This window comes from Bifidobacterium sp. W8103, assembly GCF_016100775.1.
GTDB classification, from domain to species: domain Bacteria; phylum Actinomycetota; class Actinomycetes; order Actinomycetales; family Bifidobacteriaceae; genus Bombiscardovia; species Bombiscardovia choladohabitans.
The window spans coordinates 123,990-136,779 of record NZ_JACFRV010000001.1 but is presented as its reverse complement, the minus strand read 5'-3'; the positions used below and the strand labels follow the sequence as shown (position 1 = coordinate 136,779).

The 12,790-nt window shown below is 66.5% G+C and carries 9 protein-coding genes; all 9 read left to right on the top strand.

Annotated features, from left to right (window positions below; translation table 11 throughout):
- Positions 1 to 24 precede the first annotated feature (24 nt).
- The gene (locus H3U90_RS00540) at positions 25 to 951 is read left to right on the top strand and encodes an ABC transporter permease (RefSeq protein ID WP_024627150.1); all 927 of its coding nucleotides are present in this window, start codon (positions 25 to 27) and stop codon (positions 949 to 951) included.
- A gap of 31 nt (positions 952 to 982) precedes the next feature.
- A complete protein-coding gene (locus H3U90_RS00535; protein WP_045935237.1) occupies positions 983 to 1,972 on the top strand; it encodes an ABC transporter permease in 990 nt (329 codons plus the stop codon).
- A gap of 11 nt (positions 1,973 to 1,983) precedes the next feature.
- The gene (locus H3U90_RS00530) at positions 1,984 to 3,978 is read left to right on the top strand and encodes a dipeptide ABC transporter ATP-binding protein (RefSeq protein WP_198176610.1); all 1,995 of its coding nucleotides are present in this window, start codon (positions 1,984 to 1,986) and stop codon (positions 3,976 to 3,978) included.
- 37 nt (positions 3,979 to 4,015) lie between these two features.
- Complete coding sequence (locus H3U90_RS00525) at positions 4,016 to 4,834, top strand: DUF3710 domain-containing protein (protein ID WP_198176609.1); 819 nt, start codon at positions 4,016 to 4,018, stop codon at positions 4,832 to 4,834.
- 4 nt (positions 4,835 to 4,838) lie between these two features.
- Entirely contained in the window at positions 4,839 to 5,540 is a 702-nt protein-coding gene (locus H3U90_RS00520) for a DUF3159 domain-containing protein (protein ID WP_198176608.1), read from the top strand.
- Positions 5,533 to 6,819 (top strand): class I SAM-dependent RNA methyltransferase, encoded by a 1,287-nt coding sequence (locus tag H3U90_RS00515; protein WP_198176607.1) that lies wholly within the window; start codon positions 5,533 to 5,535, stop codon positions 6,817 to 6,819. Before H3U90_RS00520 ends, H3U90_RS00515 begins: the two co-directional genes overlap by 8 nt.
- A 1-nt stretch (position 6,820) precedes the next feature.
- Complete coding sequence (locus tag H3U90_RS00510) at positions 6,821 to 7,435, top strand: substrate-binding domain-containing protein (RefSeq protein ID WP_198176606.1); 615 nt, start codon at positions 6,821 to 6,823, stop codon at positions 7,433 to 7,435.
- A gap of 13 nt (positions 7,436 to 7,448) precedes the next feature.
- The gene (locus H3U90_RS00505; RefSeq protein ID WP_198176605.1) at positions 7,449 to 9,947 is read left to right on the top strand and encodes an HAD-IC family P-type ATPase; all 2,499 of its coding nucleotides are present in this window, start codon (positions 7,449 to 7,451) and stop codon (positions 9,945 to 9,947) included.
- A gap of 110 nt (positions 9,948 to 10,057) precedes the next feature.
- A complete protein-coding gene (gene acnA / locus H3U90_RS00500; protein WP_198176604.1) occupies positions 10,058 to 12,790 on the top strand; it encodes an aconitate hydratase AcnA in 2,733 nt (910 codons plus the stop codon).

Genomic DNA, 12,790 nt, shown 5'->3' with positions numbered 1-12,790 from the left:
GCGGATGACAAAGGAGAATAGCCGATGGGAAAATATCTTCTGCGACGTATTCTGCAGATGATCCCCGTCGTTCTCGGCACGACACTGCTGATATACGCGCTGGTCTTCGCGCTCCCTGGCGACCCTGTGGCCGCCATGTTCGGAGACAAGCCGGTCAACCAGGCCGTTGCCGCACAGATACGCTCGGAATACAATCTCGACAAGCCCTTCATCGTGCAGTACGTGCTCTTCCTGAAGAATGCGCTGACCCTGAACTTCGGCAACACCTTCGCCGGCCAGCCCGTGATCAGCGTGATCGGCAGGGCCTTCCCGGTGACCATCAAGCTGGCCCTGATGGCCTTCGTCTTCGAGGGCGTCTTCGGCGTGATCTTCGGCATCATCGGCGGTCTGACCAAGGGCAAGTGGTCGGACAACATCATCCTGGTCCTCTCACTGCTGCTGATTTCGGTGCCCACCTTCGTCACCGGCTTCATCCTGCAGTACCTGTTCGGCGTCAAATGGCATCTGCTGCCAGCCACGGCCGGGGCCAATCCGGGCTTCATTGACCTGCTCATGCCGGCCATCGTGCTGGGATCGGTTTCCATGGCCTCCATCATCCGTCTGACCAGGACGGAGATCACCTCCAACATTTCCGAGGACTACGTGCGCACGGCCCGGGCCAAGGGCATGAGCAACCGGTCCGTCATCGTACGGCATGTGCTGCGCAACTCCCTGATCCCCGTGGTCACCTACCTGGGCGCCGACATCGGCGGGCTGATGGGCGGGGCCATGATCACCGAGCGCATCTTCAACATCCAGGGTGTGGGCAACACCCTCTACCAGGCCATCCTCAGGGGCGAAGGCACCCTGGTGGTCTCCATCGTGACCATTCTGGTCCTGATCTTCGTCATCACCAGCCTCCTGGTCGACCTGCTCTACGCAGTGCTCGATCCGCGGATTCGGTATGCGTGAGGGAGAGGGACCGACTATGAGTGAAACGGCAATGAACGAGTCAAGCGAACAGAACGAAAGCCAGGCCCGCGTCTACTTCCCCGACCCCTTGCCGGGGCAGGAGCGGTTCGTGGCCCCCATCGACGAGACGCCCCTGCGCGAGGTGGACTCGGTGGATGAGGATGTGCCGCCCACCAGCATGTGGGCCGATGCCTGGAAGACCCTGAGGCGCAACCCGCTCTTCATCATCTCCGCAATCCTGGCGATTGTGGTCATCCTGGTGGCCCTCTTCCCCAACTTCTTCGCCAAGCAGGACCCCATGGCCTGCAGCCTGTCCAACTCCCTGGAACCGGGCAGGGCCGGTCATCCCTTCGGCTTCGACCTGCAGGGCTGTGATGTCTACAGCCGAGTCATCCACGGGGCCCGGACCTCGGTGGCAATCGGCATCATGACCACCATCCTGGTCACCGTCTTGGGCGGCCTCGTCGGCGCAATCGCCGGATTCTTCGGGGGCTGGGTCGACGCAGTGCTCAGCCGCATCACCGACATCTTCTTCGCCATCCCCATGATCCTGGGCGCAATCGTGCTCCTGCAGATGTTCCGTACCTCCACCTCACTGTGGAAGATCATCCTGACCCTGACCCTCTTCGGCTGGGTCAACATGGCACGTATCACCCGAAGCGCCGTCCTGGAGGCCAAGAACCTGGAGTTCAACACCGCATCCACGGCCCTGGGCTCCACGCCCCTGCGCAACCTCTTCCGGCACATCATCCCCAACTCCCTGGCCCCGGTCATCGTCATGGCCACCATGTCGCTGGGCACCTACATCGTCTCTGAGGCCACGCTGAGCTTCCTGGGCATCGGACTGCCCTCCACCGTGGTCTCCTGGGGTGGGGACATCTCGACGGCCCAGAATCTCCTGACCACCAACCCCTCGGTCCTCTTCTATCCCTCCGCAGCCCTGGCCATCACCGTGCTGGCCTTCATCATGATGGGCGACGCGGTCAAGGATGCATTGGATCCCAAGAGCAGAACGGCCTGAGTGGAGGAAGCATGACTGAAGCAGACAAGAACATGACCACCAATCAGCAGCAGCCCCTGCTCGACGTGCGTGACCTGCAGGTGGACTTCACCGCCGATGGGCGCACCGTCCACGCGGTTCGCGACGCCTCCTTCAACGTCTACCCCGGCCAGTGGGTGGCCATCGTGGGGGAGTCCGGCTCGGGCAAGTCCACCTCGGCCATGGCTGTGCTGGGTCTTCTGCCCGGTACCGGCAAGGTGACCGGTGGCAGCATCCGGCTCAAGGGCCGCGAGCTGGTGGGGCTGGACCGCAAGGACTACGAGGCGCTGCGAGGCTCCCAGGTGGGCCTGGTCCCGCAGGACCCCATGAGCAATCTGAATCCGGTCTGGCGTATCGGTTCCCAGGTCAAGGAGGCGCTGACCGCCAACCACATGGACATCTCCCGGGAGAAGCGCTCCCGGCTGGCCAAGGCCCTGGCCGGCGATGAAGAGGTGAAGTTGAAGAAGTCCGACGACGAGCTCTTCATCTCCTCCAAGGACCTGCCCGGTCTGCTCGAAGCCGCTCGTCAGGCCCTGAGCGATGCCGGAGTCGCCGATGCGGACAAGACCATGGAGGCCATGAAGGCCGAGTGGGATGTGGGCTCCGAGACCCGCTGGGGCGTGGCCAAGTCCCTGATCGACGCCGGTGTGGATGATGACAAGGCCTGGGAGTTGGCCAAGGAGCATGTGACCGGCTCGGACATGAACGACCGCATCGCCGGCCTGCTGTCGGAGGCCGGGCTGCCCGAGGCCGCCACCAGGGCCCGGCAGTATCCGCATGAGTTCTCCGGCGGCATGCGCCAGCGTGCCCTGATCGCCATCGGCCTGGCCTCCCGGCCCGACCTGCTGATTGCGGATGAGCCCACCAGCGCCCTGGATGTGACCGTCCAGAAGCGGATTCTGGACCACCTGCGCAGTCTGACCGAATCCCTGGGCACCGCCGTGCTCTTCATCACCCACGACCTGGGCCTGGCGGCCGAGCGCGCCCAGCACATCGTGGTCATGTACCGGGGCCAGGTGGTGGAGTCCGGGCCCAGCCTGGAGGTCCTGCAGCACCCCCAGCATCCATACACCAAGCGGCTGGTTCAGGCCGCGCCCTCGCTGGCCTCCCAGCGCATCATCTCCGCCAAGCAGCGCGGTCAGGATGCCGAGGGCCTGCTGGAGCACCACGTCAAGGGCGAGAGCACCCTGGAGCGCAGCGAGCACGTCATCACCGTGGAGCACCTGACCCGCGAGTTCAGGCTGCCCCGGCGCAAGGAGATGTTCAAGGCCGTGGACGACGTCTCCTTCTCGGTCAAGCGGGGGACCACCCTGGCCATCGTGGGGGAGTCCGGCTCGGGCAAGTCCACCGTGGCCAACATGGTCCTGCACCTGCTCAAGCCCACCTCGGGTCGGGTGACCTACGAGGGCCAGGACATCGCCGGCTTCGGCAGCCGTCAGCTCATGGAGTTCCGCCGGCACGTGCAGCCGGTCTTCCAGAACCCCTACGGCTCCCTGGACCCCATGTACTCCATCTACCGTTCCATCGAGGAGCCCCTGCGCATCCACAAGATCGGCAACGCCAAGTCCCGGCAGAAGCGGGTCAAGGAGCTGCTGGACATGGTGGAGATGCCTGAATCGGTCATGGGGCGCTACCCCAACGAGCTCTCCGGCGGACAGCGTCAGCGCATCGCCATCGCCCGGGCCATGGCCCTGAATCCGGATGTGATCATCTGCGACGAGGCCGTCTCCGCCCTGGACGTGCTGGTCCAGGATCAGGTGTTGCGGCTGCTCAACGACCTGCAGGCCGAACAGGGGCTGAGCTACCTGTTCATCACCCACGATCTGGCCGTGGTCAGGCAGATCGCCGACGAGGTGGTGGTCATGCAGCATGGCCGGCTGGTGGAGCACGCCACCACCGACGAGGTCTTTGACCACCCACAGCGCCAATACACCAAGGATCTGCTGGACGCCATCCCCGGCGGCAAGCTGCGCCTGGGTCTTGACTAGTCATCCTTTGCACAGACTCACAAGGAAATGAGGCATCATGGGATTGTTCGGTTTCGGCAGGAAACACGCCAAGCAACGGGCCGAGGAGGACGTCGGGGATCAGAAGGACCAGTCCAAGGAGCTCGACAAGTCCGATCAGACCTCTCAGGAGGACCGCGATGAGACGGCTGCGGAGCAGGACGAGGCCGAGCAGAGCGGGAAGGGTCCCTGGGACAGCCTGGACCCCGAGGCCCCCGACACCGATGAGTACCTGGACATCGGCGCCCTGATGCTGCCCTTCCTTCAGGGCAGCGAGCTGAGGCTCAAGGCCAACTCGCAGACCGGAGACGTGCTGGGAGCCACCATCACCTACAAGTCCTCCAGTCTGGAGCTGGAGCCCTTCGCGGCACCCAAGTCCCTGGGGCTCTGGGATGAGGTCCGGGCCGATCTGCTCAAGGCCAACCCCTCCTGCAAGGAGGTGGACGGCGTCTTCGGCAAGGAGCTGACCCTGCCCGTCAAGGTCAAGGGCAAGAACCTGCTGACCCGGGTGGTGGGTATCGATGGACCCCGCTGGATGCTGCGAGGCATCTTCTCCGGCCCGGCAGCCAAGGGCGGCAAGGAGAAGGATGTCCTGGACGGCTACCTGGCCGACCTGGTGGTGGTCCGCGGCGATGAGCCCCTGGCCCCCCGTGACCTGGTTCCCATGCATGCGCCCATCACCCCCAACCAGCGCCGTGGTGAAGCCGAAGACTCGGAGTCCAAGGACGATGAGGGAGCCCAGATCCCCGGCAGGCCCGAAGGCCCCTTCGACTCGGACCAGCAGACCGAGGTGAAGACCACACTGTCGCGCGGACCCATGTTCTCGGAGGTCCGCTGAGGCTGTGAAGCAGAAGCATTCCGGGCTGGCAGCGCTGGCCGACGACGATTTCTCCGTCATGGAGGCCATCGGCGGATGGCGGGGGATTGTCGAGTCGCTGCTGCCAGGGCTGGTATTTCTGGTCTTCTTCCTGGTGACCGGCCGTCTGGGGCTGACCGTGGCGGTTTCGGCGGCCCTGGCCCTGGTGCAGCTGATGATTCGCCTGATCCAGCGGCAGTCCTTTTTGGGGGCGCTGACCGGTCTGCTTTCGGTGGGCATCTGCCTGGTGGCCGCATGGCTGACCAGGGATGCCCGCAACTATTATCTGCCAGGATTTCTGACCAACGGATTCTGGATCATCGTTCTGGGTGCCTCGCTGCTGGCACGGATGCCCGGCATCGGCCTGCTGGTGGAGTACCTGCGCCGTCCTGTCGTCTCCGGCTGGAGGCAGTGGCTGGCCTCCTGGCGAAGTGAATCCGACCTGGTACGGGCCTATACCCAGGCCACCATGGTCTGGATTGCCGTCTTCGCGTTGCGCTTGCTGGTCCAGGTGCCGCTCTACCTGGCCGGTTCCGTGGGGCTGCTTGGTGCCGCACGCCTGATACTGGGCCTGCCCCTGTTTGCCCTGGGCATCTGGGTCAGCTGGCTGCTGATCGGGGGCCCCTACCATCGTCGCCAGGCCGACCAGGGTCAGACCGATCAGGAGGTTCATACCGATCATGACTGAAACCAGGGTTCGTCTGCGCATCGAACGCTATGCCGACCAGGGCCGTTGTGTCAGCCACCTGGAGGACGGCCGGGTGGTCTTCGTCCGCTTTGCCCTGCCCGGGGAGCTGGTGGAGGTCCTCTTGGATGAGCCTCACGGCCGGGCCGGCAGATTCGCCACGGGCGAGGTCACCCAGGTGCTTGAGGCCAGTCCTGACCGCCGCCAACCCGTCTGGCCTCTGGCTGGACCCTTGGCCTGGGGAGGAGGCCTGGGCGGGGCCGATCTGATTCATGTCAGCCTGCCCGGTCAGCTGACCTGGAAGGCTGATCTGATCAGTCAGCAGATGTCCCGCCTGGGCGGGATGGACGTCCAGGTGCCGGTGGCCCGGGTTCCGGGTGATGAGGAGCTGGGCGGCCTGCACTGGAGGACCCGAATCGAGCTGGTGGCCGACGAACAGGGCCGCCCCTCCATGCGTCGGCGGGGTTCGCATGACCGTCTGCCGATTCAGACCATGCCCCTGGCCACCCAGGAGCTGCTGGACCTGGCCGACGAACTGGGCATCTGGGAAGGCGGCCTGCCCGCCGGTGCCCGCATACGCCTGGCCGTGCCCCAGCCGCGCGACGGGGGACCGGTCGGCGACAACTACGCCCTGCTGGTGGATGGCCGCCTGAGCAAGGGGAGCCGCCTGCTGACGGAGCGGCTGGAGGCCGGAGCAGGACCTGAGTACCAGGTTCGGGCCGACGGGTTCTGGCAGGTCCACCGTCAGGCACCGGTCGTGCTGACCAAGGCGGTCCTGGACCAGGCCAGGCAGGCCCTGGACGGGGTCGCCGAACCGGTCATCTGGGACCTCTACAGCGGATCAGGGCTCTTCACCCTGCCGTTGGCCGCTCTGGCCGACGGACGGGCCCGGCTCCTGGCCGTGGAGGGATCCGCCGGAGCCATTGCCAGCGCGAAACACAACGTGAAGCAGGCCGGACTGGACCGGGTGCTTTTGCGTCGAGGGGACGTGGCCAAGGTCCTGGCTGGCGGTGCGCCCAAGGGGCTGGGCCATCCCGACCTGGTCCTGCTGGATCCGCCCAGGGCCGGCGCCAAGGCTCAAGTCTGCCGACTGCTGGCCGCCAGCGGGGCGGGGACCATCATCTATGTGGCCTGCGATCCGACCAGCCTGGCCAGGGATACAGCCACCCTGATCTCCCTGGGCTACAGCCCCAAGCACCTTGAGGCCTTTGACATCTACCCGATGACCCACCACGTGGAGACCGTGGCGGTCTTCACCCGCACGGCGGGAAGGCAGCGCTGACATGATCCGCGCCGGGCGGGTCTTGGCAGTGGTCAGGCGGCTGGCGGGCCTGCTGCTGGCGGTCGCCCTGCTGGCAGGCCTGCCCACGCTGACCGGATGCGCCCCCAAGGACAGGGCTGTGGGCGACTCCTGGCACGAGGGCACCGTGCCCCACGACGGCGTGGATCGCTCCGACACACTCGTGGCTTTGATTGGCTGCCCGCAGAAGGGCGAGAAAGACCCGGATGCCGGTCTGGACAGCCGCATCCTGGCATCTTTGAAGGCCGAGCGCATGAAGGGCTATTTCTCCTCGGCGCAGTCCACCAGCGATCAGCAGGATGGGGTGCAGGATGCCATCAACCGGGGTGTCAGCCTGATTCTGATCCGTCGGCCCGGCGCCGGCGACTGGGCCCCCGCCCTGAAGGCAGCCCGGAAGGCGGGCATTCCTGTGGTAGAGTTCGCTCAAAGCGCCAAGGCTTGGACCCCTGACCCAGGTAGGCTCTACTATGCGGCTACGGTCCACCCGGTGGATCCTGCCGGGCATCCGCACACGCCCTTGCTGGCCGATGCCCTGCAGACCATTGTGGACGACGGACCGCATGCAAGAATCATGGCCGTGCGCCTGAGCGCCGACTGAGAGGGGGCCGAGAATGAGCACAGGAAGTGAGCAAGAGCAGACAGCGGGCACAACGGCGGGCACAGGCTTTCCGGACACCGACCGGCCGGGGCTGAGCTCCCGGGAGGTGGAGCAGCTGAAGTCCCAAGGCCTGGTCAACGTCTCCCAGGACCAGACTTCACGTAGCCTGGGCCAGATCATCCGCGACAACGTCTTCACCCTCTTCAACGGAATCATCCTGACCGCCATGGTGGTGGTCCTGCTGACCGGCCAGTGGAAGGACGCGGTCTTCGGCCTGGTCATCATCATCAACACCGGCATCGGCGTGGCCACCGAGCTCAAGGCCAAGCACACCCTGGACGGGCTGTCCATCCTGGTGGCCTCCGACTATACGGTGCGCAGGGATGGGCGCAACCTGACCGTGCCCCACGATGACATCGTCAAGGGGGACCTGCTCTGGATTCGCTCCGGGGATCAGGTGCCCGCCGACGCGCAGATCATCGACACCTACGGCCTGGAACTGGACGAGTCCATGCTGACCGGCGAGTCGCGTACGGTCAAGCACAAGCCGGGCGACCAGGTCTACTCTGGCTCCACGGCCGTCTCGGGCATGGCCCTGGCTCAGGTGACCGCCGTGGGCGCCGACTCCTACGCCGCCACGCTGACTGCCAAGGCCAAGGTCTACAAGAAGGTCCGCTCCGACCTGAACGAGGGCATCAACACCATCCTCAAGGTCATGACCGTGGTGGTCATTCCCCTCTGTCTGCTGCTCATCTTCACCCAGATGCGGACCGTGGGCGGCTTCCAGACGGCACTGTCCACCGGAGCCTGGCGGCAGGCCGTGGTGTCCGCCGTGGCCGGGGTGGTGGGCATGATCCCCGAGGGTCTGGTCCTCTTGACCTCCCTGAACTTCGCCCTGGCCGCCATCCGCCTGGCACGGCATCAAACTTTGGTTCAGCAGATGGAGTCCGTGGAGACCCTGGCCCGGGTGGATGCCCTGAATCTGGACAAGACCGGCACCATCACCGACGGGGGCATCGTCTACGACGACCTGCACCCGTTGGCCGAGGATTTGCCGGCCCAGCAGCTGCGGCAGGCCCTGGTGGATGTCTGCGCTGAGGAGAGCCCCAACGCCACCGGCCGGGCCATCCTCAAGGGGATGGATGACCTGCACCCGGACAGGGCCGTCAGTCGCCTGCCATTCTCATCGGCCCGCAAGTGGAGCGCCGTGGCCGACCGGTCCGGAAAAATCTGGTACTTCGGCGCCCCGGAGGTGCTCCTGGCATCCCAGGCGGGTAGCTGGCCCCAGGTGGACCAGCAGGTGGCCGACCTGGCCGACCGTGGCTACCGGGTGCTGATGCTGGCCGCCCCCGACGGGTATCCGAGCACCGACCAGCCTGACTACTTCACCGGCAGCCCCGACCTGCCCGGGAACCTGGAGCCCCTGGCCCTGATCACCTGTTCGGAGCACATCCGCGACGATGCGGCCGAGACCCTGGCCTGGTTCCGCCAGCAGGGCGTGCGTTGCCGGGTCATTTCGGGCGACAACCCGGCCACGGTGGCGGCCATCGCCAACAAGGTGGGCCTGACCGGCGACAGGGCTCCCCGGGCCATGGATGCCCGTCAGCTGCCCAAGGACACGGCAGCCCTGGCCGAGGTCCTGGAGGACGTGGACGTGCTGGGCCGGGTTCTGCCCGACCAGAAGAAGGCCATCGTCCAGGCCCTGCACCTGAAGGGCCATACGGTGGCCATGACCGGCGACGGGGTCAACGACTCCCTGGCCCTGAAGGAGGCGGACCTGGGCATCGCCATGGGCAATGCGGCGGCCGCCACCAAGGCCGTGGCCCAGCTGGTCCTGGTGGATTCGCGCTTCTCCCACCTGCCCGACGTGGTGGCCCGGGGCCGGCAGGTCATGGCCAATATGGAGCGTGTGGCCGGCCTCTTCCTGGTCAAGACCGTCTACTCGGCCCTGATCTCCCTGGGCGTGGTCCTGACCGGCATCCCCTTCCCCTACCTGCCCCGGCACATCACCTACATCGGCGCCCTGACCATCGGCACGCCGGCCTTCTTCCTGGCCCTGGCCCCCAACACCAGGCGCTACCGGCCCGGCTTCCTGAAGCGTGTGGTCACCTTCGCCCTGCCCTCGGGTATCGCCACGGCTTTGATTGTGCTGACGGCGGCCTGGAGCCTGCCCGGCCTGCTGGGACTGGACCTGGCCCGGCCCGTCGACCTGGGGCGTTGGCGTTCGGTCTGCGCCATCGTCCTCTTCTGCATGGGCGTGCTGGTCCTGACCCAGGTGGCCCGGCCCCTGCGCTCCTGGAGGGGCCTGCTGGTCCTCTTCTTCGGCGCAGCCGGGGTGATCGGGGCCCTGATTCCCGTTGTGGCGCGGTTCTTCGCCATCAGCCTGCCCACCGGTCCGGCCCTGGCCGCCACCGTGGCCTTCGCCCTGGCGGGTGCCCTGCTCATGGTCCTGGCCGTCCTGGGCTATCCGGCATGCGCACGTTACATAGGCCAGGTAACACATAGGCGCTAAGAATGAACCTCACAAGCACAGATAAGCGTCACTGACGGCCTGGGGTCCTCCTGCCGCCGGTCCACATGGGCGCAAGGGCAGTGCCTGAGCGTCCAAGGAAGGGGTGGTGCATGTCAGAATCCGCACAAGATGCCGGTCGTTCCAAGCTCAAGGTGGGCTCCGAGGAGTTCGAATACTACCGGATCAGCGACCTGCCGGGCATCGACCACCTGCCATACAGCCTGCGCATCCTGGCCGAGAATCTGCTGCGGCACCAGAACGGGACCACGGTGACCCGGGACCAGCTGGACCAGCTTCTGGACTGGGACCCCAAGGCCCAGCCCGACAGGGAGATCCAGTACAGTCCCGCCCGGGTGCTCATGCAGGACTTCACCGGCGTGCCCTGCATGGTCGACCTGGCCACCATGCGCGATGCCGTAAAAGCCCTGGGCGACGACCCCTCCCTGGTCAACCCGCTCATCCCCGCGCAGATGGTCATCGACCACTCCGTCCAGGTGGACAGCTCCGGCATGCCGGGCGCCCTGGAACACAACATGGACATGGAATACCGGCGCAACAGTGAGCGCTACCGCTTCCTGCGCTGGAGCCAGCAGGCCTTCCAGAACTTCCGCGTGGTGCCCCCGGGCACCGGCATCATCCACCAGGTCAACCTGGAGTACCTGGCCCAGGTGGTCATGCGCAGGGACAGGACCAAGGGGGAGGGGCCGGCCCTGGTCTACCCGGACTCCTGCGTGGGCACCGACTCCCACACCACCATGGTCAACGGCCTGGGCGTGCTGGGCTGGGGCGTGGGCGGCATCGAGGCCGAGGCGGCCATGCTGGGCCAGCCCATCTCCATGCTGGTGCCCCAGGTCCTGGGCTTCAAGCTGACCGGATCCATTCCCGAGGGGGTCACCGCCACCGACGTGGTGCTGACCGTGACCCAGATGCTGCGCGAGGTGGGCGTGGTGGGCCGGTTCGTGGAGTTCCACGGCAAGGGCCTGGCCCAGGTCCCCCTGGCCAACCGGGCCACCCTGGGCAACATGAGCCCTGAGTTCGGCTCCACCTGCGCCATCTTCCCCATCGACCGAATCACCCTGGACTATCTGCGTCTGACCGGCCGCAGCGACGAGCATGTGCGCCTGGTGGAGGCCTATGCCAAGGCCAACGGCCTGTGGATGGACCCGGAGGATGCCGACTGCCCCGAGCCCGAGTATTCCCAGGTGCTGGAGCTGGATCTGTCCACGGTGCGTCCCTCCATTGCCGGCCCCCGCCGGCCCCAGGACCGCATCCTGCTGGACCAGGCCCAGAAGACCTACCATCGGGACCTGAAGGATTACAGCGACCAAGGCAGGGACGCAGACGGCGAGGCTGTGCCCGTCAAGAAAGCCGACGGCAGCGAGTTCAGCCTGCGGGACGGGGATGTGGTCATCGCGGCCATCACCTCATGCACCAACACCTCCAACCCCTCGGTCATGGTGGCCGCCGGTCTGCTGGCCCGCCAGGCGCGCGCCCGGGGCCTCAAGCCCAAGCCCTGGGTCAAGACCTCGCTGGCTCCCGGCTCCCAGGTGGTGACGGACTATCTGAACCGGACCGGCCTGAGCAAGGACCTGGACGCCCTGGGCTTCGAGCTGGTCGGCTACGGCTGCACCACCTGCATCGGCAACTCCGGCCCCCTGGATCCGGCCATCCACCAGGCCATCGCCGACCATGACCTGACGGTGACGGCCGTGCTCTCGGGCAACAGGAACTTCGAGGGCCGCATCAGCCCGGATGTGAAGATGAACTACCTGGCCTCGCCGCCCCTGGTGGTGGCCTACGCCCTGGCCGGCACCATGGACTTCGACCCCTGGAGCGACCCCCTGGGCCAGGACAGCCAGGGCAAGCCGGTCATGCTGGCGGACATCTGGCCCTCCCAGGAGGCCATCGAGTCCGTGGTGGGCACCGCCCTGGACCGGGACATGTACCTGCGCGACTATGTGGACGTCTTCGGCGGGGACGAGCGCTGGCGGAAGCTGGAGGTGCCGGAGGGCGGGCTCTTCCACTGGGATCAGGATTCCACCTACATCCGCCGTCAGACCTTCTTCGACGGCATGAAGGCTCAGCCCGACCCCCTGGAGGACATCCACGGGGCCCGGGTGCTGGCCCTGCTGGGGGATTCGGTCACCACCGACCACATCTCGCCCGCAGGGGCCATCAAGGCCGATGCGCCGGCCGGCCGCTACCTGCAGGAGCACGGCATACCCCCCAGGGACTTCAACTCCTACGGCTCCCGGCGCGGCAACCATGAGGTCATGGTCCGGGGCACCTTCGGCAACATCCGCCTGCGCAACCAGCTGCTGGCCTCGGTGGGGCTGGATGTGCGCCCGGGAGGGTTCACCTACGACTTCCTGAACGGCCAGGAGACGACCATCTTCGAGGCGGCGCAGGACTACGCCAGGCAGGGCACGCCCCTGGTGGTGCTGGCCGGCAGCGAGTACGGCACAGGCTCCTCCAGGGACTGGGCGGCCAAGGGCACCCGGATGCTGGGCGTGCGGGCCGTCATCGCCAGGTCCTTCGAGCGCATCCACCGCAGCAACCTGATCGGCATGGGCGTGCTGCCGCTGGAGTTCCCAGCGGGTCAGTCGGCCCAGAGCCTGGGGTTGGACGGCCAGGAGACCTATGACCTGATCGGCGTCGACGCCTTGAACAGCTCCCTGCCCGAGCAGGTTCAGGTGCGGGCCCAGCGGCCCGACGGCAGCAGGGTGGAGTTTGCGGCCAAGGTTCGTATCGACACTCCTGGCGAGGCCGAGTACTACCGCAACGGCGGCATCCTGCAGTACGTGCTGCGTGGGCTGCTGTCCAGGGCCGATCAGGAGGCCTGA

Excerpts from the sequence above, each read along its gene's own strand:
- H3U90_RS00525 (WP_198176609.1), top strand. The coding sequence starts at position 4,016 with ATGGGATTGTTCGGTTTCGGCAGGAAACACGCCAAGCAACGGGCCGAG.
- H3U90_RS00515 (WP_198176607.1), top strand. The coding sequence starts at position 5,533 with ATGACTGAAACCAGGGTTCGTCTGCGCATCGAACGCTATGCCGACCAG.
- H3U90_RS00505 (WP_198176605.1), top strand. The coding sequence starts at position 7,449 with ATGAGCACAGGAAGTGAGCAAGAGCAGACAGCGGGCACAACGGCGGGC.
- H3U90_RS00535 (WP_045935237.1), top strand. The coding sequence starts at position 983 with ATGAACGAGTCAAGCGAACAGAACGAAAGCCAGGCCCGCGTCTACTTC.
- H3U90_RS00510 (WP_198176606.1), top strand. The coding sequence starts at position 6,821 with ATGATCCGCGCCGGGCGGGTCTTGGCAGTGGTCAGGCGGCTGGCGGGC.
- acnA (WP_198176604.1), top strand. The coding sequence starts at position 10,058 with ATGTCAGAATCCGCACAAGATGCCGGTCGTTCCAAGCTCAAGGTGGGC.
- H3U90_RS00530 (WP_198176610.1), top strand. The coding sequence starts at position 1,984 with ATGACTGAAGCAGACAAGAACATGACCACCAATCAGCAGCAGCCCCTG.
- H3U90_RS00540 (WP_024627150.1), top strand. The coding sequence starts at position 25 with ATGGGAAAATATCTTCTGCGACGTATTCTGCAGATGATCCCCGTCGTT.